This is a genomic window from Methylobacterium marchantiae (genome assembly GCF_042679825.1).
Lineage (GTDB): Bacteria > Pseudomonadota > Alphaproteobacteria > Rhizobiales > Beijerinckiaceae > Methylobacterium > Methylobacterium marchantiae.
Genome location: NZ_JBHTND010000030.1, coordinates 22,280 through 44,206, shown reverse-complemented (window position 1 = coordinate 44,206; position 21,927 = coordinate 22,280). Strand labels below are relative to the sequence as shown.

28 protein-coding genes are annotated in these 21,927 nt (G+C 65.4%); 2 read left to right on the top strand and 26 right to left on the bottom strand.

Annotated elements, in window-relative coordinates; translation table 11 throughout:
- Window position 1: 1 nt before the first annotated feature.
- From ACFQ4G_RS18225 to ACFQ4G_RS18155, 15 genes are all read right to left on the bottom strand, one after another.
- The gene (locus ACFQ4G_RS18225) at window positions 2-586 is read right to left on the bottom strand and encodes a hypothetical protein (protein ID WP_238208523.1); all 585 of its coding nucleotides are present in this window, start codon (window positions 584-586) and stop codon (window positions 2-4) included.
- A gap of 21 nt (window positions 587-607) precedes the next feature.
- Window positions 608-934 (bottom strand): hypothetical protein, encoded by a 327-nt coding sequence (locus ACFQ4G_RS18220; protein ID WP_238208524.1) that lies wholly within the window; start codon window positions 932-934, stop codon window positions 608-610.
- A gap of 3 nt (window positions 935-937) precedes the next feature.
- Window positions 938-1,564 (bottom strand): hypothetical protein, encoded by a 627-nt coding sequence (locus ACFQ4G_RS18215; RefSeq protein ID WP_238208525.1) that lies wholly within the window; start codon window positions 1,562-1,564, stop codon window positions 938-940.
- Window positions 1,565-1,578: 14 nt separating this feature from the next.
- Window positions 1,579-1,707, bottom strand: coding sequence for a hypothetical protein (locus ACFQ4G_RS18210; RefSeq protein WP_379040770.1), 129 nt, complete (start codon window positions 1,705-1,707; stop codon window positions 1,579-1,581).
- Window positions 1,704-2,015 carry a hypothetical protein gene (locus tag ACFQ4G_RS18205; RefSeq protein WP_238208526.1) on the bottom strand — a complete coding sequence of 104 codons (312 nt, stop codon included), beginning with the start codon at window positions 2,013-2,015 and terminating at the stop codon, window positions 1,704-1,706. Before ACFQ4G_RS18205 ends, ACFQ4G_RS18210 begins: the two co-directional genes overlap by 4 nt.
- A 118-nt stretch (window positions 2,016-2,133) precedes the next feature.
- Window positions 2,134-2,394, bottom strand: coding sequence for a hypothetical protein (locus ACFQ4G_RS18200; RefSeq protein ID WP_238208527.1), 261 nt, complete (start codon window positions 2,392-2,394; stop codon window positions 2,134-2,136).
- A gap of 188 nt (window positions 2,395-2,582) precedes the next feature.
- Window positions 2,583-5,135 carry a DNA-directed RNA polymerase gene (locus tag ACFQ4G_RS18195; RefSeq protein ID WP_379040774.1) on the bottom strand — a complete coding sequence of 851 codons (2,553 nt, stop codon included), beginning with the start codon at window positions 5,133-5,135 and terminating at the stop codon, window positions 2,583-2,585.
- A 211-nt stretch (window positions 5,136-5,346) separates the two neighbouring features.
- Window positions 5,347-5,787, bottom strand: coding sequence for a hypothetical protein (locus ACFQ4G_RS18190; RefSeq protein WP_238208529.1), 441 nt, complete (start codon window positions 5,785-5,787; stop codon window positions 5,347-5,349).
- 4 nt (window positions 5,788-5,791) lie between these two features.
- Window positions 5,792-5,956 (bottom strand): hypothetical protein, encoded by a 165-nt coding sequence (locus tag ACFQ4G_RS18185; protein ID WP_238208530.1) that lies wholly within the window; start codon window positions 5,954-5,956, stop codon window positions 5,792-5,794.
- Entirely contained in the window at window positions 5,947-6,696 is a 750-nt protein-coding gene (locus ACFQ4G_RS18180; protein ID WP_238208531.1) for a tyrosine-type recombinase/integrase, read from the bottom strand. The genes ACFQ4G_RS18185 and ACFQ4G_RS18180 overlap by 10 nt, the downstream gene beginning before the upstream one ends.
- Before the next feature lie 233 nt (window positions 6,697-6,929).
- A complete protein-coding gene (locus ACFQ4G_RS18175) occupies window positions 6,930-7,436 on the bottom strand; it encodes a hypothetical protein (protein ID WP_238208532.1) in 507 nt (168 codons plus the stop codon).
- A 395-nt stretch (window positions 7,437-7,831) separates the two neighbouring features.
- Window positions 7,832-8,188, bottom strand: a complete 357-nt coding sequence (locus tag ACFQ4G_RS18170) for a hypothetical protein (RefSeq protein WP_238208533.1) — start codon at window positions 8,186-8,188, stop codon at window positions 7,832-7,834.
- An 87-nt stretch (window positions 8,189-8,275) separates the two neighbouring features.
- The gene (locus ACFQ4G_RS18165; RefSeq protein ID WP_238208534.1) at window positions 8,276-8,434 is read right to left on the bottom strand and encodes a hypothetical protein; all 159 of its coding nucleotides are present in this window, start codon (window positions 8,432-8,434) and stop codon (window positions 8,276-8,278) included.
- A gap of 31 nt (window positions 8,435-8,465) precedes the next feature.
- Window positions 8,466-8,630 carry a hypothetical protein gene (locus ACFQ4G_RS18160; RefSeq protein ID WP_238208535.1) on the bottom strand — a complete coding sequence of 55 codons (165 nt, stop codon included), beginning with the start codon at window positions 8,628-8,630 and terminating at the stop codon, window positions 8,466-8,468.
- Between the two features lie 107 nt (window positions 8,631-8,737).
- Window positions 8,738-8,980 (bottom strand): hypothetical protein, encoded by a 243-nt coding sequence (locus tag ACFQ4G_RS18155; RefSeq protein WP_238208536.1) that lies wholly within the window; start codon window positions 8,978-8,980, stop codon window positions 8,738-8,740.
- Between the two features lie 179 nt (window positions 8,981-9,159).
- Here ACFQ4G_RS18155 and ACFQ4G_RS18150 point away from each other — a divergent pair, with 179 nt between their 5' ends.
- Both ACFQ4G_RS18150 and ACFQ4G_RS18145 read left to right on the top strand, forming a co-directional pair.
- Entirely contained in the window at window positions 9,160-9,333 is a 174-nt protein-coding gene (locus tag ACFQ4G_RS18150; RefSeq protein ID WP_238208537.1) for a hypothetical protein, read from the top strand.
- 2 nt (window positions 9,334-9,335) lie between these two features.
- A complete protein-coding gene (locus tag ACFQ4G_RS18145; RefSeq protein WP_238208538.1) occupies window positions 9,336-9,584 on the top strand; it encodes a hypothetical protein in 249 nt (82 codons plus the stop codon).
- A 363-nt stretch (window positions 9,585-9,947) separates the two neighbouring features.
- Here ACFQ4G_RS18145 and ACFQ4G_RS18140 read toward each other — a convergent pair whose 3' ends face one another.
- The 11 genes from ACFQ4G_RS18140 to ACFQ4G_RS18090 all read right to left on the bottom strand — a co-directional run bounded on the left by ACFQ4G_RS18140 (window position 9,948) and on the right by ACFQ4G_RS18090 (window position 21,918).
- Window positions 9,948-10,184, bottom strand: a complete 237-nt coding sequence (locus tag ACFQ4G_RS18140) for a hypothetical protein (protein WP_238208539.1) — start codon at window positions 10,182-10,184, stop codon at window positions 9,948-9,950.
- Entirely contained in the window at window positions 10,181-10,348 is a 168-nt protein-coding gene (locus ACFQ4G_RS18135) for a hypothetical protein (RefSeq protein ID WP_238208540.1), read from the bottom strand. The genes ACFQ4G_RS18140 and ACFQ4G_RS18135 overlap by 4 nt, the downstream gene beginning before the upstream one ends.
- A gap of 229 nt (window positions 10,349-10,577) precedes the next feature.
- Window positions 10,578-12,509: a phage terminase large subunit gene (gene terL, locus ACFQ4G_RS18130; RefSeq protein WP_238208541.1), complete on the bottom strand. Its 1,932-nt coding sequence runs from the start codon at window positions 12,507-12,509 to the stop codon at window positions 10,578-10,580.
- A complete protein-coding gene (locus ACFQ4G_RS18125; RefSeq protein ID WP_238208542.1) occupies window positions 12,502-12,702 on the bottom strand; it encodes a hypothetical protein in 201 nt (66 codons plus the stop codon). The genes terL and ACFQ4G_RS18125 overlap by 8 nt, the downstream gene beginning before the upstream one ends.
- 79 nt (window positions 12,703-12,781) lie before the next feature.
- On the bottom strand, window positions 12,782-13,240 hold the full coding sequence (locus tag ACFQ4G_RS18120) for a hypothetical protein (protein WP_238208543.1): 459 nt from the start codon (window positions 13,238-13,240) through the stop codon (window positions 12,782-12,784).
- A gap of 3 nt (window positions 13,241-13,243) precedes the next feature.
- A complete protein-coding gene (locus ACFQ4G_RS18115) occupies window positions 13,244-13,534 on the bottom strand; it encodes a hypothetical protein (RefSeq protein WP_238208544.1) in 291 nt (96 codons plus the stop codon).
- Between the two features lie 9 nt (window positions 13,535-13,543).
- On the bottom strand, window positions 13,544-13,882 hold the full coding sequence (locus ACFQ4G_RS18110; protein ID WP_238208545.1) for a hypothetical protein: 339 nt from the start codon (window positions 13,880-13,882) through the stop codon (window positions 13,544-13,546).
- Window positions 13,883-13,901: 19 nt separating this feature from the next.
- A complete protein-coding gene (locus ACFQ4G_RS18105) occupies window positions 13,902-14,507 on the bottom strand; it encodes a hypothetical protein (RefSeq protein WP_238208546.1) in 606 nt (201 codons plus the stop codon).
- A gap of 2 nt (window positions 14,508-14,509) precedes the next feature.
- Window positions 14,510-16,108 carry an FAD-dependent oxidoreductase gene (locus ACFQ4G_RS18100; RefSeq protein WP_238208547.1) on the bottom strand — a complete coding sequence of 533 codons (1,599 nt, stop codon included), beginning with the start codon at window positions 16,106-16,108 and terminating at the stop codon, window positions 14,510-14,512.
- A 1-nt stretch (window position 16,109) separates the two neighbouring features.
- Window positions 16,110-18,155: a phage tail fiber domain-containing protein gene (locus ACFQ4G_RS18095; protein ID WP_238208548.1), complete on the bottom strand. Its 2,046-nt coding sequence runs from the start codon at window positions 18,153-18,155 to the stop codon at window positions 16,110-16,112.
- Between the two features lie 10 nt (window positions 18,156-18,165).
- Entirely contained in the window at window positions 18,166-21,918 is a 3,753-nt protein-coding gene (locus ACFQ4G_RS18090) for a hypothetical protein (RefSeq protein WP_238208549.1), read from the bottom strand.
- Window positions 21,919-21,927 lie beyond the last annotated feature (9 nt).

Here is a 21,927-nt window from a genome sequence, read left to right as displayed (position 1 = left end):
CTCAGCCCACGAGGTACTGGATTTGCGGGGTCTTCGACATGACGCCCGTGAAGGTTGCCCCGCTGAGGTCCGCCGGCCAAGTGCCGAAGGCCCCCGGGGTGGTGAGGCCTACCAGGGCGGCCGAGCCCGATCCTATGGCCGACACCGGGCTGCCGATCATGGCCCCGTAATTGGTGCCCTGGCCACCGGCTACGCTGAAGAGGGCGGTGGCGTTATCGGCGTTGAGGGCGAACCAGTGGACCCCTTCTTCCAGCACAATGTTGGTCGGGATCGGTGGGTTGCTGATCTCGCCCAGCACAGCCGTAGACATGGAGGCGGTGTAGGCCTCCAGGAGTCCGGGGCCGCCAGTGTTGAAGTTGTGCGTGTAGGAGGCCAGTTGGCAGGACCCACCGGGGCCCACCGTGCCGATCTTGGTTCCCATGGCGGCCACCGTGATGCGCTCCGGGATGTAGCACGCCGTTAGGTTGATGACGCCCGCCACCATTCCGCCGTTCGTGGCCGCCGAGCCTAGCTCTCGGGGGAGGTACCACCGCCCGGACTTGAGCCGTTGAAGGCCCGCCCGGGAGGGGGCCATTACTTTGAGCATGAGATGTTCCTCTCGGCCGGGTTAGAGGCCGAACCCTGGCGTCAGCTCGATGCTGGCCGTAGCGGTATCGGTCTTGACGGCGACGTGGGTGGTCCCCGGAGGAACCGTGAAGACTTCCACCGAGCCTGCCTTGATGAGCATGGACCCGGGGTTTCCTACGGCGGGCGTGGCGGCTGTCACCGTGCTGTCGCCGAAAGTGAGGCGGCAATCACCGAGGCCTCCGGTCACCCTCACCTGCCCCCCGGCGAACGCGGGGAGCGCCGTCCGGGAGGTGGTGGTGGTGGCATCGACCCGAACGGTGCTCTTGGATGGCGAGGGCTGGAAAGCCCGGCCTGCGTCGAGGCCCATGGCTCAGTAGTCCCCGCTGGGTGTTGCGCCGCCGCCGGAGGCATTACCGAAGCTCGGGGTGTCTTCGCCCGGACCCTCGAAGCCCTCGACCTTGCCAAACCCGCCGCCGGCCGAGCCGGTGCCGAGCTTGGTCCACTGGACGCCGCAGAAGTCGAGGCGGACGCCGGCCTGTTTGCCCGAGGTCATCTTGATGTCACGCAAGGCGAACTGGGTGCGGACGGTCGAGTCGCCGAAGATGGCCTTGCTCGATGCCACGCCGTTGCCGTCCACGAGGTTCATCTTGACCTCTTTGATCCCGCCCGACTTGAGCTTGATCTTGGCGTTCTGTTTGAAGTCGAAGACGATGGCGCCCGTGGGGTTGCCGTTGTCGTCCTCCTCCTCCTTGAAGGGAACGTAGAGCGTCCACTTCTTGCGCTCGCCCGGGGTCATCTCGGCGGTCACCTCTTCGAGGTAGGCTTCCGAGGCCGCGCGGATTTCCGCCGCGAGCTTGATGGCGTCATCGCCGGAGACCCGGAGACCCATCTTGTAGACGCCGTCGTCGTTGAACTTGGTGTCGGGCTTGTTGACCCAGGGGTGGATGGCCTCGCCGAAGGGTGAGAACTGGTATTGGCGCTTGGTGGGCTGTGCCATGGTGAGGGGGTTCCTTAGAGGTAGGGGTCGAGGGTGCCCGGCGGCATCCACTCGGAGTAGGATGGCCAGGAGGTGTCGCCGTAACGGACCCCCGTGAACTGGCGGCGGCCGAAGCCATCTCGGAACCAGACGCGCGTAATCATGCCTCGACTACCTCCTGGCCCATGACGCAAAGACCCACGAAGTCGAGGGTGCTTTGGGCCACGCCGTTGTCCTTGGTGTGATGGGCCTCGGGGCGGAGTATCCGGCTTCCGAGGTGGTGCATGGTCTCCGCCGATCCGCCGGTGCGTTGGGCGAAGGCAGCGAAGAGGGCGGCCACAGCGGCCACCTGGAGGTGCGGTGCTTCCCGCTGGATGCCATCGAGCGCCTGGGCGGCGACACGGAGGGCTTCCTTGCGGGCGGCGGTGTGGACTCGGTCCCAGTCGAGGGGCTGGACGCCATGGAGCTTCATCAGGCGAGGTCTCCCGGCTGGCAGGGGGCGGTTCCGACGCACACGAGGGTGCCGCAGAAATTGGCCCAGTAGCGTCGGTAGGGGGCGCCGTGGTCGGGAACGAAGATGTCGAAACCCATCAGGCGGCCATCCTCACGTCGCTGGCGGAGTGCCCGTGGCGGCTGATGCCGTGCCGGATGCACAGCTCCTTGGCGAAGCCGCCCAGGGTCTCGTGGACCTTGGCGCGGGCATCACGGGAGGCTCTGCCCTCGAAGCGGCCCTGGTCGTCGCCGGCCGGGGGGAGGTCCCAGATGAACGTGGCGCCTGCGGGTTCCTTGAGGGTGAGGGTGAAGGCGGACGCGCCCATACGGATGATCGAAGTGAACCGTCTCTTGGCCATGGGTGGTCTCCGGGAAGGGGAATGATGGGCGCTGGAAATGGCGAAGGCCCCAGAGTTTCCTCTGGAGCCCTCCGACCGTGGACCGCGCTAAGTCTTGGCCGATGTTTGCCTTGAGGAGGCCCGGCGGCTGGCGCTAGGTCTTCTCAAATAGGAGGGTTCTACAAGCTATTGTTATTGTTGATCTTTTCTCAGGCGAAAAAGTAGTCGGAGGAGAGTACGTCGCCGAGATTGAGCCGGCCCAGGGAGGGGAGAGCCGGTAGGACATCGTTGGCCAGCTCGATGGCCTTCTCCACGTCTAACTCCGGCCGCTCAGCCATCATTTGGGCGACCACCACGTTCTCACAGGACGCCCGGTAGGCGGCCAGCATGTTCTCGGAGTGGACCAGAACGAAGGCCTCCCGGAGGATATGATAGAGCGGCCACATATCGGCGGCGTGGGTCCCGTAGGCGTCATGGACGGAGGTGAAACCTACGATGCCCCGCTCCTTGGCGGCCTTCAGTGAGAGGGCGAGGGCCGAGGCGTCGAGGGAATGGACGAAGTTCGGGGAGACCCCCCGGAGCTGGGACGCCTTGTCGAGGTCGGGGGTCTGCTCCAACACACGGAGCTGGACGCGCTGGCCGTCCAGCATCGTTTCAATCTTCTTGGATGTCTGGAGCCCGTAGAAGTGGCGAACCACAAAGCCGCTAGGCGTGGTCCAGAATAGCGGCTGGTTACCGGAGGTCGTCGCCTTGGCGCACTTCTGGAGCCACTCCATGACCTCGATACCGCCCGACACCACGGCCCGCACTTCGTCCCACATGAGGGGCACCATGAAGGAGAGCCGCTTGTTGCGGAGCGCCGACATTTCCTTGGTGCTCTCCAGGCTCCAGTCCAACCCACGCGGCATCGGGTCTGCTTCGTCCAGCCAGATGCGCGTGTAGTTGAAGAAGGAGTCCTTCGAGCCGCCGTAGGGCACCACCATGACCTGGCGCTTGGTGAGGCTCCGGGGCAGGTTGCGGTTGCAGAGGTCGAGCCAGTAGGTGGCGTGCTCTGCGTTGAGGCCGCCGTCCGCCTCGATGCGCTCGCACTTCTCCTGCACCCGGTCGGCCACGAACTTGTAGATGTCGCGCGGCTTCGGGCCCGGCACCAGGTTGACGTACTCGCCGGCCACCTCGTCCCGCGTCATAGCGGAGAGGTGTTGGATACCGTTGCAGGTTCCGTCCACGGAGACCGGGAGGTGGGAGATGAAGCCCTCCCCCGTCTCCAGGAAGTCCACCCACTCGAAGATGGCCGCGAGCGAGCACCAGGGCTTGTCCACCTCGGAGGCGGCCCACTCAAGGTTCCCCAGCGGGTCGGCCGCGATCCGGCGCCATAGGGGCTCCCGGTCCCGGACCCACTGGATGCGGTCCTCGTAGCTCGCCTTGTCGTAGCCCCAGCACGCGGAGAGGTGGACCGCCAGCCAGCCGGCCGCCCCATTCCCGTCCTCGCCCACCCGCACGGGCTTTCCATCGGCGAACTCTAACAGACCCCGGGAGAGGTCGTCGCCTTGGGGCTGTAGACCCACGGGGATAGGATACATGCGCCCCCGGAAGTCCAGCATGTGCGGGAAGTAGAACTCCTCCTCCTGGCTGTACTCGAAGGCGACTCCGAGAGTGCGGGTGACGGTGCGGGCCTGGGCCACTCGTTCGATCTCCTGGCGGACGTGCTCGCCGATAGACCGCTTCCACTTGCCCTTGGCCTCCTCATTGGTCTCAATGTCGGCCGGCGCCCCAGGCCTCTCCTTCTCATTGCTCAAGGGCATCCCGCCCAGGCCGAGGTCACGGCGCCAGGCCTCGGAGACCACGGAGTGGACCCGAGCGTTGATCCGCCAGGGCACATCCTGGAGATAGTTGATGGCCTCGTAGACCAATGGCATGTCGAGTGCCTCGTAGTCGTCGGCCGCGCGGTCCTTCTGTTCCTCCTGGTTGGCCTTGAAGCGGATTAGGCGCGGGGTGCGGACGTAAGGGGTCCAGTAGCCTCCCGTGCGGGTATCCACCCAGGGCTTGGGCGGGATGACGGTGGGCTTGTAGGCTGGCGAGTTGAGTTCCAAGTCGTCCAGCTTCTTCCCGATCCACTCGGCCAGGCCCTCCTTCACCACGAGGCGGAAGGCGGGCCGGTTATTCCGAAGGCCGGTGACGTGGTTAGGGTCGCCAACGATCTCAAACCAACGGGTCGCCTGGATGACGATGTTGATGAGCTGGAGGCCCACCCGAAGTTGCATGTCAGGGCCCCATTTCGCCCACTCAATGTCAAGCTCCCCGGTCTGCATGAGGTGGTTGAAGCGGTTGATGTTGACCAGCTTGCGGTGGTTGGAGGTCGCGTCAGTACGGTCGAGGTGGGCCTGGACCTTGTAGAAGAGGTCGGGGTCCTTGGCCTCCCACGCCCGGATTTTCTGCTCGTGCTCACAGCACCGGCCGATCTCGACCGCCAGCCCCGTGATGTAGGTCCGCTCGGTAGTGATGCTATCCAAAATGGTGCGGATGGCGATGAGGCTCATCACGTACTCATCAGCGTGGAGGAGCTTCTCCAGGGCGATGGGCTTGGGTGCCCTGGACTTCGCATAGGACTTGCACCAGTCTCTCAGGTGCATCGCTACCTCGGGCAACCAGTCCTGCATGAGCCCCCGGATGGGAGCCAGGCGGGTCATCTGTTTGCGCTCGGTGGCCGTTATGACACGGTCTCTCACACGGTCGGCGCCATCGCGCAGCATCCCTCTTTCCATCTCGACCTGGTGCTCCCATTTGGGGTGCGCTGGGCCTCGTAGGACGGGGTTTACGGTCTCAAACACGGGTGGGTCGGAGAGCATGGCGAGCCAGGGTCCTGAGGAAGGTATAGGCGCAGGCGGTCCGGTAGCCGGGCCTCCTACTGGCGAAGCCTCCGACAAGGTCCCTGAGGTCCCTGCGGAGGCGGTCGATAAGGGCTGGTGGTCTCAGCTAAAGGGCGCCGGTACCCGCCGACTGGACGAAAAACAGAGAAAGCCCGTCCTCCGCAAAGGGCGGTGAGGCCCCGTCCATCCGATCCCCCGCACGCCTCGGAAAGATTGAGAGCTTGCAGGCATCCCTCGGGTTGGCCCCGCCGTCTGCAGGTTTGGCCTTGTCCCGCCAGGTGTTGAACTGCTCGCGTATCTTGTTGCGGGCGTAGGCGTTCACCTTGTCGGCCGCCACGTTGGCTCCGCGCCCGCCCTCCTCCTTCGGGGCCGTCCAGAAGCTACTCGGCACGAAGATGTGATCCGCGTGCTCCGCCGTCTCGAACCAGTCCTTGAAGGGTAGGCCCTGAGGCACCTTCGGGGCGGGCTTCACGGGCTCCGGGATCGACGCCGCCTTGGTCACCGTGAAGGTGAACTTGCCGGTGCCGAAGGTCTCTGTGGCTGTCATGGCGTCACTTCCTCTTCGGGGTCATGGGTTGGACGGGCGTGGTGACCTGGACGCAGCGGCCCGATGCCGGCTCGCGGTAGACCACCACCCGGATGAGGTTCCCGTCCTCGTCCTCGCGGGCGTAGGAGCGGGCCACCGGGATGCCGGCGAGGGCTCGCATCACAGCCATTTGCGCATCTCCTCGGTGCCGTAGCCGCCGGTGAGGCGCAGGTAGCCTAGGGTGGTCTCGATATCCTCGTGGCGGAGGTAGGCCTGGACCATCGCCAGGGGCATTCCCTTGGTGATGTGGAGGTGGCGTGCGGCCGAGCGGCGGAGGGCCTTGAGGGTGGCCGTGGCGTCGTCCTGCCAGCCGAACTCGGCGCGGACCTCAGACCACACGTCCAGGAGGTCCCGGTAGGCGATGGCGAAGACCGGGCCGTTGGAGGCGGAGGTGTATAGCAACCGTGCGGTCACCTCGGCGCTCAACGGTAGGGTGGCTTGCGCCGAGCTGGTCTTCAGGCCCGGCACGGTGACCTCGCGGCGGTCTTGGCTGAAGTCGGACCATTTGAGCCTTAGGCTCTCCTCGACCCGGAGCCCGGTGCGTGTGGTCCATTCGATGAGGTTGGCCACGGTGAAGTCCGTGAAGTCGTCACGGGCACGGAGCCATGCACAGACCCGCTCCTCATCCACCGGCTTGAGCCACCACTTGAGCACCTTGGGTTCACGCACCCGGCAACCCTCGACGCTCACGCCCATGGCAGACAGGCAGTTGAGCCGCTTGTTGATCGTGGCGGGGGCGAGGCCCTTCTTGTACCAGCCGGCGGTGACCCGCTTGATGGCCTCTGGGGTAGCGTGGCCTATGGTGATACTCCGAGAGAAAACCCCGCACTCGTAAGCGAGGGAGCCAATAGCCTGCGAGGCCTGGCTCATGTTCGTGGCATAGCACCTCCTGCCCTGCCATTTGGCCACTGCGGTCTCCCGCAAGGCCTCGTCTAGTGTTCGGCAGTCCCGCTCCGGCGGTACGGTATCCTTTTGCTTTGGCATAGGGTCTGGTCCTCTTGGGAAGTCTGGAGCCAGCTCTGGAAACACTGCCTCTACCCTATGCCAAAGCAAAAGGGCCCCCTTGCGGAGGCCCCCTCTTGCTTCTTGATGTGCCCGGGCACTTATCCGTTGGTGCCGTCCTTCGTGGCCGATCCGAAGCCGTGCTCCTGGGCCGTCTCCAGGGCGGCCACTTCGCCCTCGGTGCGGGTCCGGTCGAGGGAGAGTTCGATCTCCGTCAGGTCCTTGCCGGTGATGGCGCCGGCCTCCCGGTCCATGCCGAAAGCATCCGCGAGGACGTCCATCCGGTATTCGCTGTCCGCGTCGATCTCCACGAGGTCCTGGTCTTCGTTGACCACCAGCCACGCGAGGTCGGCCACGTTGAAGGCCTCCGGGAACTTGTGCTCGTCTGCGTACTGGGCGCCGAGGCGGGTGGCGTAGAAGCCGTGACGCTCGCTGAGGAGAGCCACCGCGTAGCCATCGGCCCATTCCGGGCGGTCCATCAGGGGCATGGTGATGCGGCCGTCGAGAGCGTTGATGATGAGGACGCCTTCGTGGTCCGTCTTGTGAACGAGGGCGGTGCGCTCGCTGGCGGGATGGGCGACGACGTTGGAAGAGGTCTGATCGGTCATTTGGGCTCGTATCCGTTGGGTGGGAGGATGGGCAGGCGGAGGCATCGTGGCGGAACAAAAAGAGAACATCAAGGGAAATATCCCTAGGTGTGCATAACTTCCTGTGGCGCTCCGGGCGTTCCGTGTGAGGTCTTCAGGTTGAAGGCTTCAAGGCGGAGCGTCTGGGTGGCTTCTGGTATGCCACACCCACTACGTACGCAGTTGTACGGTTGCAAGCGTTATTGCGTGGGCCTTTAGTATATGGGGTCGAGGGTGTGGCATCTTAGTTGCGCGGACTTATCGGAGGCTTCGAGCACTTGAGGCCACCGGGTCGGATACTCCGTGAGGACTGGCGTTCCGTGTGAGGCACCCGGGGGTGCCCCAAGGCGGAGCGTCAGATGTCAAAGGCCGACATCTCAAGCTGCCACCCGGTGTTCCATTGAGCGGCGCACGGCCTGTCGAGTAGGCACCCACTCCGGGGCAGTAAGCAGGTAGCGGCGGAGCAGTATCAGGGACCGCCAATCCTTCAAGGCAGCGTGCCGCGCCGTGGGGCTTTGGGCCGTTGCGAACTCCCACATTGTCCACTTCAGCAAGGTGCCGTCGATGTACTCGATGCAGGCGGCCCGGTGCGTCCCGGAGACCGGCCGACCGTCGCCCTTGCGGAAGCCGTAGAGGCAGGCGCCAGGATCGCCCGCCGAGACGTAGGAGCCCCATTCGGAGGCGATGGCGTAGGCTTCAGCGGAGGTGAGGGAAGCGGTGCGAGCGGTCATCATCGGGTGCGGGCTCCAAGGCGTGGCGGGTGGGTGACGGCTGGCGTCCCGTGTGAGGTCCTCCGGGTGGGAAGGCCTCAAGGCGGGGCGTCAGAGCAGGAGCGCCTGGGCCGCCTGGTAGGTGGAGTGGTCCGCTAATCCCGCCGCCCTGGCAGTCTCAAGCAGTGCCGCGAGGTAGCCGCGTTGGAAAGGTGAGGTGGGATTGTCGTTGAGGAAGCTCGCAAGGGAGGTGAGGATATAGTCATTCATGGGTTTGCTCCAGGTCTATCGAGGGTGAGGGCTAGATGAAGGCGAGGAAGACACCGTTCGGGCTGTAGGCCGCGACTTGGAAGACCCCGCGCTTCCACAAGTCTGCCTGTGCGCGGTACTTCATGCCCGGCATTCCGTAGGTCTTGCGGAAGTAACGGGCCTCAATGAGGGCGCGGCGGACAGTCCTGAAGCGCATTGGAGTTGCTCGGGTGCTCGGTGGGAGTGTGGAGCCGGGATGGCGTTCCAGAGGAACTGGCGTTCCGTGTGAGGCCCTCGACTTGCTGAAGGCCTCAAGGCGGAGCGTCAGGAGTCACGCAGAATGGTGTAGTCCGCGACACCCCCTCCGCGAGCGTCGCCGCCGTACATCGCGTAGCACCAGGTGAACCGCTCGCTTCCCTCTTCGACACCCACGATGTGACCGGGGACGCCCTTCAAGTGGGCCTCAATGCGCTCCTGTTCGCCGTCATCGAGACCGGAAGCATCCCCGTTGATGAGGAAGGACGCCCAGTGACTCGGGAGGGTGATAGTGTCTGCGGTGGTGGACATGACGTGTCGTTCCCTGAGGTGGGTTGTGGCGCGGATGGCAGTGGGTGGGAGGCGGTGCCAGGCGGTGCGCGTCTTGCTGTCCGCCGGCCGTGTCACTAAGTTGTCAGAGCGGTTCGCACCGGTCAACACCGATCCGCACCTAATCGCACCTAGTTGACTGTGGCAGGACGTCGCACCCTATGGCCAGAGTACCCTTCACCCTGCGCCTGCCGCCCGAGCTAAAGGCAGACTTGGAGCGGATGGCGGAGAAGGACCGGCGGAACCTCACGCAATACGTGGAGCTGGTTCTAGAGGCGCATGTGAAGGAAAAGCTCCCCACCACGGTACGCCAGACCCAGCGGCAGGCGCAGTAGCCATGCTTGCGGCTTACGCGCGGCACTACTGGAGGGCAGGCACCGGGTTCATACAGGCCCATCCCCTCGCCTTGGTCGCCATCGTCGCCTTCCTCTTCCTGTTGCACCAGGTGGAAGGCCTAGAGCGGCACCTCAATGAGGCCTGCACGCCGACCATGCGGCTACCTGATGCCACCATCATGCGGTTCGGCACCACCAACCAGAGCGCCATCACGGCCATGCGTAAGGCTTGCACTGGGACGCCATGGTGATGGCATGAGGTCGGGCATCAGGCCCGGCCAGACCCCTTGGCGCAATGTCACCGACTTGGTGCGCACTGATGGTATCTCATGGTGGTGTGCGAGGATTTCCCACCCCATGCCCCCTGCCTCAGGCCCTACCCCAGGCCCCTCCAAGCCCCCAAATGTCCTCCCCTAAGGACATTCATTCCCTGGTTTCTCAACAGGTTAGCCCCCTCGACCCCTGCTTTAGGCCCCCTACCCCCACCTTACGCGCGATATCAGGCGCACCCGGGCGAGGCATAGGGGGGAAACTCTGATCCGTTGCACGTGGTCTGACCCCAGAAGTGCGTGACCCCTGGGAGCATCGCCAGATGAGGCTTGGGAGCATCGGGACTACCCGGAGGCGAGCCGGTCGTTCACGAGGACACCGTGGAGGCGGACCCCTTCGTTGGGGGAGCGGGAGGCGCCGGGAGGCACCGCGAGGAGAACCGGGATGCCGGCCTTGGGATCGGGGAATGCGGCCTTCACCTGGTCAACCATCGGCAGCGCCAGGGGGTAGGGGGTGAGCTTGGCGGAAACCCAGGGACGGAGCCAGGCAAACAGGTAGGCGAGGCGGAGTAGGGTCATCATGGGGTGTGGGGTTCCTCGGGTGGGGTGATGGGGTGGACCTTCCTCCTCCCGGCCCGGCGGGTGAGCCATAGGGGGACCAGGAGGGGAAACAGGGAGACGAGTAGGGTGACCAGGGTGTAAACCAGGGGGTGAGCCAGGGAGACGGCCAGGGAAGTGTGGGGCATGGGGTGGTTCCCCTCCGCCCTGCTACCCAAGGGGTGGGCCAAGTGGGTGACATTGCGCCAAGGGGCAGCACAGGGTGTCCCACCAAGGAAGCAGGGGGTGATGGCAGTGGCAGGGGTGAGGGTAGAGCTGGAGAGGGGGTCTGTATGGGAACACCTAGGGCCCCTGGATGTCCCCCTTCCTCATATAAGGAGGGTTCTACAAGCCACGCATTATCAATGACTTAGCGAGTCACCGCTTCTGTATCTTCAGGCCCTCAGCCCGCTTGTCGCCTCTCCCGAAGGTCGGCATCCCGTTCTCATCCTCGCCGTCATCAGGCCCGAAGAGCTTCTCCCACTCCTCGTCCATGCGGTCCTCTGAGGCCCTCGTCGCCATAACCTGGGGGTCTACGCCTAGGACGTCCGCGAAGCCGCCCACGGCCAGCGCAAAGGCATCCACGCGGTCATCGTGGTGCAGGCTGTCCTTATCTCGGGTGAGGTGGGTGTACTGGTAGCCCCAGCGGTAGCGGTGGCGGGTGTCTTCCCCGTCGATGGTGTCGATGGACCGCTGGTCCCACTCGATGACGGACCGATTGACGACGATGCGGTGGGACTGGGCGGCCGGCTCCAGCACGGAGAGCATCCGCTTCTCCTTGGCCATCTGGTTGGACGCCTTGACGCCAGCGATCTCCGTTCCGCCATGGATGGCTCCGGGGACCTTGTTGGCCTTCTTCCACTCGTCCTCCAGCACGGGGGCCAGGAGGGCGGTAAACATGCCATCGCCGAAGTTGTCCTCCACCGTAAGCTTGCCCACGCGGAACCGGACGCAAGCCCTGGCGATCTCCCGAAGGTTCTTCAGGTCGTACCCGCCGTGGCCCGCCCAGAGGTGCAGGAGGAAGATGGTGGCGTTCAGCTCGGCCACGATGGCCAGGCAGACCTCATCCTTGCCGGTGCCTGCGGTATCGAGGGCCGCCTCAATGCGCGTGTAGGGCGCTCTGGGGCCCGTGGGATCGTAGAGGGCCTTCTGCCAGAAGTCGCCCTCGAAACCCATAGAGGGCAGCGTGGTGTCCCTGTGCTCGGCATCCCCGGACCACGAGACAACCTCGGGCGCCACGCGTTGGTCCAGCGACATTACCATGAGGTCCCGCACCTTGAGCGGGTACTTGTCGCGGTCGGAGAGGCTCGTATCGAGCATGAACTGGAGGGCGAACTCGGAGCGGCCCAGGGAGAGGAGGCGCTTGTTGAGGTCGTCCATCGGGAACCGCATCGGCATCGTGGACTGCCCTACCTGCCCCGGGTCCCTGCGGAGGACCTGAGTGATGTAGGGGGCGATCTTCGAGCCGTACTTCTTGAGCTGCTCCTGGTTCGGGTAGAGCGCCGGCCAGATTCGGGTCTCGTAGCCGCGCTTGGAGAGGGCGTTGTAGAGTGAGTCCTCGTCGTGCGGCGTGCCCAGGAACTTGATGACGCCCCCGGGCTTGAGCACGCTATCGAACTCCTTCACCGCCTCCTGCACCTTCTCCCGCATGAGGACCGTGAGGGAGTTCGTCTGCGTCTCCACGTCGTCCGGGATGATGCAGTCGCCACGGAAACCGACGATCTGGCCACCGATGCCCAAGGCGTGAAAGCTCGGGCTCTGGTCGGGGTTCGCCGGGCCCACATCGAAGGCCTTGGAGGATTGCCTCTGGTTGGGCTTCGGGGCGAGGTGCTTCAGCTCGTCCATCGTCATTATTAGCTGCAGGCACCAGTTGGTGGTGGCCACGGCGCGGGTAAGCGAGCCGGAGACCACGAGTATCTTCTCCTGGGGGTTCCGCAGGAGGCGCCACAGGGCGTAGGCCCCGGTGATCCACGACTTGGAGAACCCTCGGAAGGCCATGGTGATGGCGCGGTCGGGCCCATGCTGGAGCCAGTACGCCATGTCGAGCTGGATGGGGTTAGGATCGTTGCCGAGGAGGTGGCGCCAGAGGACCGTGAGGAACGCCCTGAAGTCGTCCTTGAGGGCCTGCTGATAGGCGTCCGCCGCCGGGACCACCGTGGGTGCCGAGGACTGCGCCGGGCCGGCTACAGGGCCGCCAGCGGGTCTCCTGGCCGTTTTCTTCCGTGCCCCCGCGACCTCCGCCGCCATGGGCTCCGAGCGGGCCTCACGATCGGCCTGAAGAGCCTTGAGGGGGTCGATGATCTTAGCCATCGAGAAGGGCGGCGGTGACGGTCGATGCCGGCTCCATCACGTAGTGCGCCACGGCCTTGAGGCCGAGCGTGACGAGGATGCAGGTGTTGGTCTCCCGGCCCTCGCCCGTGTAGTCCTCGACCGCCACCACATGGGCGGTGTTGAGGCATATGAGGTGGCCATCACTTCCGGTGAGCTTGATGAACTTAGGCATGGTGTTCTCCGGGCAAACGAAAAACCCCCGACTACCTTACGGCGGCCGGGGGCGTTGGTTGTGGGTATCGCAGGGTTGCTTAGACGGCGGACGTCGCCGGCTCCACCACGGCCAGGGGGCCCTTCGGCGGGAAGCTCACGGTGGCGATCAAGAGGCCAGATTGCGCCGTATCGGTGATCCGGTAGACCACCTCCGTCTCGGGCTTCTGGTCACGGTTCCCGCCGCGATCTTCGACCGCCACAAGGGCATCCGCGAGGCTATCGAAGGTACCGACCGTCCAGGTTGCCCCTTCTCCGAGCAGCTCGACGTCCACTCGGAAGTTCGGGACCATCGGCTCGACCGTGAGCATTCCGGCCACGTCAGTGAGCTTGACCGTCGCCAGGGGGAGGCCGGTCGCCTCGCGCCGTAAGACGTAGACCCCCGGACCCGTCATGATCGAAGAGAAGCCCGCGAGGGCCGCCTTGACGTCCGCCGCTGTCTCGGCCTCGGTACCGTACTGGCCCAGGGAAGGGCCGTCCTTGAGAGAAATCGTAAACATGGGCTACTCCTCGTAGTCGGGTTTGGAGAAACTCGGCAGGGCCCTCGGGGGCTCGTGCTCGATGGTCTTCATGCCCCCCGGCGGTAGACCCATGGTCATCCCGTTGTCGCGGAGCAGGTTGCGAAGCACGCCGGCCTCCTGGTGGGAGATCGTCCCGGCCTGTGCGGCGGCCACCAGGTTGCGCACCAAGGCCACCTGGCCGGCTTCGAGCAGCTCCATGAGGGACTTGCCCTCCAGAGCCTCGAAGGCCGCCTTGAGGAGGTCCTTGTCGGTGTTATCGGGGTCGTCGGCCACGGTGATCCCTCAGTGCTTGATGAAGAAGCCGGCCAGGGAGAACCCAGCGCCGATGATCGTAAAGAGGGCCGCCCAGGCCCACTTGAAGTCGCCCTTGGCCTCGACCTGGGTGGTGCGGGTGGCGGTGGCACCGGCCATGAAGCCGATGAGCTGGGCCTCCAGGACGCGGAGCCGGGACTCGTGGTCTTTGTGCCCCGCATCGTGCCGGTCCTGGTTCGCCGTGATGCTCTCCAGGGTGACGATGACCCTGGTGAGCTGGGTCTTGATGTCGTCTACGGTTTCGTACGTGAGGATGGCGTTCCCCCTACCCTTTCGGGCGGGAGGTGCCTCGTGCTCGTGCTCGTCCATTACGGGTGCGCTGGTTCCTTTAGAAGGGGGCCGGGGTCACCATATTGGTGAACCACTCGGGGTCACCCCAGGCCTCCACAACGATGGTGGACCCGGCTGGGCCGAGGCCGGCAACCGGGCGATACCAAAGGTAGGCGGGCTCACTGAGCTTCTCGTAGGCCTTGGTCCGCTTGATATCGTAGTACTCCATGCCTCCAATTATGGTGTCCGGGATGATGGCGGCGTCCTCAGACCACACGCCCGACACAGGGCCAGTCGTATAGAGGCGCCCGGTCTGCCCGGCTCCGAGAGGCGTTGAGCATCGCTTGAAGGTGACGTGGGTGAAAACGCATCCGAACATCCCGCTGGCCACATCGAACCGGACGGCAGCACTGGATGAGGCGTCGATGACGGCCCGACCAAGCACGCAGTTGAGGTCGAGGGTGCCAATGGTAGGCATCTGGTTCTTGCCATTCATGGGGGTGAGGGGCACGAGGGCGCCCTCTAGAATGATCTCTCCGGGCGCTGCACCGAACTTGTCACCCATGAGGATGCCGAAGCCGGGCCCGATGACGTATTCCGCCCCGAGCGTGGTGGTGCCCCCGCTCTTGGTGGAGCGCTGGGCGATGATGGGAGAGCTGGCCATGCTTAGAGCCCCGGCAGTGTGAGGACGGCGCCGGCAGCAAGTAGCGCGGGCCTGAACTGGGTGACGTAGTCGATCTCGTTGGAGTACATGCCCGCCTGCTCTGCGGTTGCGCAGGCAATAGCCGCCGCATCAGCCATCTTAAACATGGTGATCTCGATGCGCATCTTGGTCCGGCCGAGGATAGTCCCGCCGATACCGCGAAGGACTTGGAGGTTCTTACAGCGGCCGAGGGGCGGTTTCATACATCCCCAGGGCATGAGGAGGCCGACCTCCACGCCCTGCTCAAGGTCCTGGTTGCCCTCCGTGACGTAGAGGCCACGGGAGTCCACCCATTGGCCGGCGGGGTGCCGGTCCTGGTGGTAGCCATAGGTGGTGATAGGATGCTGAACCATCCGAACCGGCCCGTAGACATCGTGTTCGGTGAGCATGACCTGGGCCTCCAGGCGGAAGCTCTCGCGGACGTACATCATCGGCGGCCAACCCGGGACGGGGCTGTCGGGCCAGAGACCGGGCACCATGCCGTAACGGTGGATGTCGGCCACCATCTCGGGCAGCGCCGCCGCGACACGGGGGTCTGAGGCGAAGAACTTGAAGAGCCCCGCCGTCCGATAGATGTAGTCCCGGTAGAGTTCCTTGCGGCGGGCGAAGCTGGCGTTGTGCCATTCGAACATGTCGCCCACGGAGTTGTTGCCGTAGGGGATGCCCGCCGAGTTCATGTCGTAGGTGTTGCGGCCATCCTTGACGGGCTGGAGGACGTCGTTGAAGGCCCCGGGGATTTCCTTCCGGTTCTGAAGGACCGCGATGGCGAACTGCTTCTTGACGTACGCCTCGGGATCGTAGCCGGGGATCACGGCATCCGCGAAGGGTATCCGGTCGTCAGCATCCGTGATGATCGTCCGGGTATTGTAGGCCATGATGGAGTGGTCGGCACCGCCGATGGCAGTACGCGGCCTCGGAAGGAGCCCCTTGAGTCGGTTCCCGGTGACCGGGTCCACGCCCACCAGGCGCCAGCTTTGCACTGGCGTGGCCCCAGCAATTTTCTCGCCCGTGACCGCACGGCTCTCGCGGCCGATACGCAGAGGCATCCCTGCCATCTTCGCTAGGTCGTTCTCGTCGGAGCCGTCGAGGAAGTTTAGGGCCTCGTAGACCACGCCGCCGCACGTCACCGAGGTGATGACGTTGCCTTCCATCGTGACGGCTTCGAGCGGCGCGTTGAGGCGCCAGGTGATCTTTCCCCGGCGCTTGCCCTCCACCATGGTAGCCTCGGGGGCGCTCTCCAACCACTCCCTGAGGATAGCTTCGGAGGACTCCACGGACGGGAAGATGGTCTGGAGTCGGTTGGAGTTCGCGAGGTCGGGGTTCGCCCCGTTCCGCCCGGCCTTGTCGCCGGCCCGCATATAGACCTCCTTCTGGAGGCCCCAGTAATTGGCGCTGCCGGATATAACCTCGCGGTCGGTCTGGCTTAGGCCGGTGGCGAACATCTCGCCGAAGCGAGGCCACGCACCCACCACCGTGGCGTCGATGCCCATAAGGGAAGCGCGTCGGGCGGCGAGGATAGAGGACGAGGTGGTGGACCAGATGAATACGCCTGTCTTGGCCATATCAGGTCACCGGGATCAAAGCGCAGACGGCATCGCCGCGCTTGTTGCGTTCAATCATGCGGATCATCGCGGCGTCATCGACACCCGGGCCTGCCCACCCCCCGGCCCAGGGGAGCGGCGAGAAGTCGGAGGAACCCACCACGCCGGCGCCTGACATCATCTTGATGCTCCGGGGGACCAGAGGGGACGGTGCGCGGACCGCCACCTTGACCATCGCGTTGTCGATGAACTCGTGGAAGTCCGTGTCGTTGTTCCGGCTGAGGCCGATGTAGACGCCGAGGGGGCCTGGGTTTGTCTCCAGACCCGTGCCCGAGCCGAAGCCGTGAACGGTGGCCGAGCGGTTGGGCTGGAGGAACATCAGGTTGGACGCAATCATCGGCGTGCCGGAGCTGAAGGCCGTGGTGCTGTCCGCCCGGGTTCCCAGCGCGTGGGAGTTGGTAACCATGTTGAGGTCGCCGGGCAGGAAGTTGGTGTCGATGTTCTGGTCTACGCCATTGCCTTGGGCGTTCTTGTAGGGGCGGAAGACGATGGGTACGCTGCCCGCACCTTCGCGCCAGGTGAAGCGCCGTCCGGTCGGGTTGAGCAGGTTGACCTCGGTGTTGGCCTTGGTTGCGGCCGGGCGATACCAGGCGCCCCAGAGGAGGTCGTCTCCGATAGCCTGCATCTCGTCCAGCTCTTCGCGGAGCCACGCCTTGTAGGCATCGTGGGTCGGATCGGCCCACTGGGAGAAGAGAATGTCTGCCTTTGACACAGGAGGCGGCGGGGACGCCGAGGCCCTGCGGAAGCGGAGGAGGACCTTGGCCGTGCAGGACTTGGTGAGGTCGGTCTCCCCCGCGTACTTGGCCACGAAGCTACCAACGCCCGTTCCCAAGTCGTGGTAAGCCCATTGGCCGTCCTCCTGTGGAAAGGAGCCGTCGCCGCCGAACGCCGCAGGCCCACCCTCGCCACGGATGGCGAGGTCTACGCCCGGGGCCCCGGGGGCGGGGTTGGCGCGGACCTCCACGAGGCCACGGCGGAGGGGGTCGTCCCCCAACAGAACGTTGCTGGTGTTGGTCGCCGTTACAGTAAGCGTATGAACAGTGGTCGGCTCCACAGAGGTCTCCCGAAGGTATCTCGCGGAGTCATCCGCAGACAAGAAGGTGAGCCGTCCAGTCGCGGCGTCGATGTACGAGAGCTGGACGGTGGGAAGTTCGCCGAGAGGTGTACTGGCAAGGGAAGCCTCCAACGCCTTGGCGGCGGCCTCCGCACTGTTGGGCCCGATCCGGTGGTAGGCTGGCGTCGTCCCGGTGGGTCGGTATTGGCCCTTGTTGGGCACGAGGCCCGTGTCGGGGTTGAAGCCGTCCTCGCCCGCCACACCCGCATGGAACCCGGTGTCGCCCGAGAGGACCTCGTAGGTGACGTTGGCCTGGGGGGTGAGCGCCAGTATTTCCGCCCACGTCTGGCGCTTGACGAGGCCCTGCTGGGATGACGCCTCAAGCGCATCGAGCCGGCCGTCCACCGGCGCCACGGCGAGTTGGAGAATGGTGACGTCATGCCGGATGAGGGCCGTATCCTCGACGCTGGCCTCTGCAGCCTCCGCCCGTTCCGCCGCCGTGAGTGCCCGGGCAACGCTGGAGTCTGCGGAGGTCAAGGCCCAGTGCTTGGTGGCGACATCCTGGTCCGACACGGGGTCACCCGCGTTGATGATGCGGTGGCCCAGGGCATCGTAGGAGAGGTCCCCCGTGAGCTGTAGGGCCCGGTCGGTCACCTCCTGGGCGGCGTAGAGGGACTGCTTGGCGACATCGTTGAGGTCCACCGCGTCGAGCCCACCCTGTTGGAAGGTGGCGATGGGTGATGTCAGGGGCGTGTTGCGGATCACCCGGACGATCTTCCCGGCCAGACTTGCCGCCGAGACCTGAAGCTGGACCGAACCGTCAGTGAGGAAGACGAAGGGGGTCACCACCCCGTTTACTTGGACTTGCAGGTCCACCTTGCGGAGGAGCGGGAACGGGACCGGGAAGACGTTGGTGTCTCCTCCGGCCGGCGTTACCCGGAAGCTGTACGGCATCTAGGGGTCCCTATGGGTTGGCGCCTCCCAGCGGAACGCCGAAGGCTTTGCCAAGTGAGGTGAGCGCATCGGCGCCTTGTTGCTGGGCATTAGGGGCGGGCTTGGCGTATGCCGCTGCCACCGCCTTCTTCTGGTCGAGGTTGTGCTTGTGGACCGCCGCACGGACGTTCTCGTCAGCCATGAGCCGCTTGAAGGCGGCCTCGCGGTACTTGCTGATGGTGCCGGTGAGCATGGAGAGCTTGGTGCCCTTGATGCTCTCGTCGCCGTCCGGGGCCTTCTGGTAAGCCGCCGTCTTCATGATCTTCGCCACGGCATCCTTCATGGACCGGACTCCGGGCGGATGGCCTGCCAGCTCTTGGTAGACCTCGAAGGCATTCCGGCCGTCCTTCATCTGGACGTCCCTGAGGTCCGCCCCGGTGCGCGAGGGGTTGGGCGGGCCGATGGAGTGGCCGTCCTCATCGATCATCCGGCGGACCTCGGCGTCCACGGCGGTCTTCTCGCCATCCACCCAGAGGCCCTTGTGGACCGTGAGGGGGTCCCCGAAGACGTCCATCTTGGCGGGGAGCCGCTCGGAGAGCCCGGGGATGGTGCTCATGACCTTGTCGAGGATGCCCCGGGTTTCCCTGAGGTTCGGGTCCGGGTTGACGAAGCGGAGCCCCGAGGAGAACGGCACCAAGTTGGTGACCTGTTGCCCGATGGCCTTGCCCATCTTACCGCCCTTGAAGTCCTCGCCCGGGTCCACGATGGCGTTGATCGTGTCGCTAAGGGACTTGAGGTACGTCTTCTGGCCGAGCTGTTTGACCAGCCCGAGGAGGAGACCAGCGGCCATCTCCTGCGCCTTCTCGGCCGCCCCGTCGCTCTCGCTATCCCGGGAGGCCACGTCGATGATGTCGGCGATGATCCCCAAGGGCATGGCCACCGGGTCGAAGCGTCCGAAGTTGACGTAGGTCTTGGATCCATCATCGTTGGCCAGGACGACGGAGTAGGGCTGCCACCCGGTCGCCATGAGGGCGGCCTTCTTCTTCGGGTCGCTGGGCCCGCCCCCGGTGATGCGGCCCTCGACTGCCAGGGTGGCGGCGGTGCCCATGAAGAGCGTCCCCATCGCCATCTGCCCGATAGCCTGGGCCTGCTTCTCCTGCCCCATGTCGCCCCGGATCATCGAGCGGTACTCGGCCTGGAGCATGTTGAGGCCCGGGGTGAGCTTGAAGCCCATCCGCAAGACGTTGGTGGGCGTCTTGATGAACGGCACTACGAAGCGGAGCAGCTCGTGGTTGGCCACCATGTTCTGCATCGACTTGCCAAAGGAGCCCGCGAGAAGGTCCTGCTGGAAGGTAGCCGTGCTGGCTTCTTCCAGGGCGTTCACATCCACGGCCCGCCCGGCATCATCGAAGCTGTCGAAGAGGGTCTTGCGGACGTGGGTGGCCAGCGCCGGCCCTTCGAGCCCCGCCTGGAGCCCGTCTGCATGGGCGTTGGCCATCACCTTCGAGCGGTAGGTGGTCTGCTTGGCCAACTCATCCATGGCACCGAGGGTCCGGGTGGGGAGCCCCGCCGCTTTCATGAAGCCTGTGTAGGCGTTCGTGAGGACGTTCGGGATGCTGTCCCACTGCTTGAAGCCCTCGGCGGCCCAGTTGGTGCCCCGCCCATCGGTGGTGCCCGAGGCGAAGACCTCCATGCTGTGAGGCTCGATGATACTGTCGCCGATCTTCCAGGCCTGGACGGCATCCCGCCAGCTCTCGGAGATGGCCGTCTTCAGGTAGCCGTACTGTCGCCAGTGGTCGGCCGCCTTGGTGAGGTCGCCCTGGATGGAGAACCCGATGGCCCTCTCCGCCGGCCGCGAGAGGATCATGTAGGAGTTCGTGAGAGTGTTGACGGCGTGGGTCCGCAAGCCCCAGAGCAAGTTGTTCACCAAGAGATAGGAGGCGTCGTCCTTGATGCGCTTCCAGAGGGAGGGCTTGGCGAGGCGAGCGGCCACCGCCATGTCGTGCCCGACGCTATCCAAGAGGGTGAAGAACTTGACGTCGTCCAGGGACTTCATCGAGTTAATCATCTCGAAGTCGGGCTGAAACTCGGAGTGCATCCGGCGCATCGCCCGGCCGGCGGAACCCCGCATGGCTTGCGCGTGGCCGAACACGGTAGCGGCGACCTGAAGGTGTTCCTCAAGATCGGCGCGGGCCGCCTTGATGTCGTGACCCCATTCCTCCGTCATCCCGAGGGCGACCCGCGACCGCTTGTTGAGGAGGTCGGTCATCACTCGGTTGGCGACCAGGAAGCCCGCCTCCATGTTGGCGCTCATGGTCTTGGCGTTCTTGCCGGCCTCGGCGAGGACCGTGGCGAGGGCCTGAGGGTCTTCGTTCCAGAGCTGCACCCGCTGGGCGATCATTCGCTCCATCTGGGCGTCCCCCATGACACCCTGGGCATCGCCGCCCTTGAGCTTGGCAAGCGGCCCAGAGAGGTCGTCCGCGATGCGGGCCACCATGAAGTCGAGGGGGTCGGGACCGTCCTGGGTCACCCGGGCGAACTTCTGCCAGGGGATGCTCCCGCCATCACCGAACTTGTAGCCACGGTCGATGGCGCCTTCCCAGCCGCCCGGGCCCATGATCTGGGTGGTGTCTTCGATCCCATCGGCCACCAGCTTGGAGACTTGCTCTTCGGAGACCCCGATGAGCTTAGGGCGGGGCGGAAGGCCAGCCTCTCCGGCGCCTTGGGTCGGGCTATCCACCCGCTGGACCTGGGAGCCTTCCGCCTGGGCGGCCTGCTGCGCCACGTCCTTGGTCTCCACCGGGAGCTTCTCCCCCGCTGTGACTGCCTGCTCCGGGAGGGTGACCTCGCCGGTGCCATCGGGCTTGACGGTGATCGGGTTCATCGCCTCTTCCGCCTGGGCCACCGCTACGGGGTGCTCCTGGCGGAGAGCCTCGACCGCTTCCGCATCGCCCTTGCTGATGGCCAGCTTGGCGTCCTTGTGGACGAGGGCCTGGGCCAGCTCCCCTTGGGTCGCCTGGATGGCGGCCTGGTCGCCGGACTTGAGGGCCTTGAAGCCGGCCACGGAGGCGGCGAAGACCCCGGCCAGCGCCACGTCCACGCCGATACTCTCCAGGGCGTTCTTCGCCCGACCCAAGGCCGCACTGTCTCCCGGCGCCGAGGCGAGGAAGGCGGACACGGGGTTCTGCAGGGCGGGGAACTTCTGCACGAGGTCGGACAGGCGGGGGCCATTCGGATCGAACGCCACTGCGCCCACCGCCGCTGCCTTGGCGGACTGGAGGACCGCACCGCCGCCCTTGACGCCTTCCACAGCGCCGACCGCACCAGCCACCCCGGGGATGAGCTTGGCGCCCTGGGCGATCTTACCTGCTCCGAGCATCCCCGTGGCGAACTGGGAGAGACCCGACACGAAAGAGTTGGCCGGTGAGGCGTCACGCAGGGACTTGTCGAGGCGCTCGATGCCCTGCCTGAGGTCGGACTTGTCGCCCTCCTCAGGCTTGCCGAAGAGGAAGTCCTTAGTCTCGTAGATCGACTTGGCGGCACCCGTGACGATGGCCCCGCCAATCTGGCCGGTGGTGTCATACCGTGCGGCACTATCGCGGGGCTGGGTGGGATCGTACTGCGGACCGGAGGCGGCCGGCGATGCTCCCTCAGGGCTCTCCGACGAGGCGGGCACAACTGGGGCAGTGACCCCCGAAGAGGCCGCTGGCGGGGCCACCACGGGCACGGCGGGAGTACCCGGAGCCGCAGGGGCTTCCAAGGCTTCTAGCTCTTCGAGGGTCATAGGGGCTCC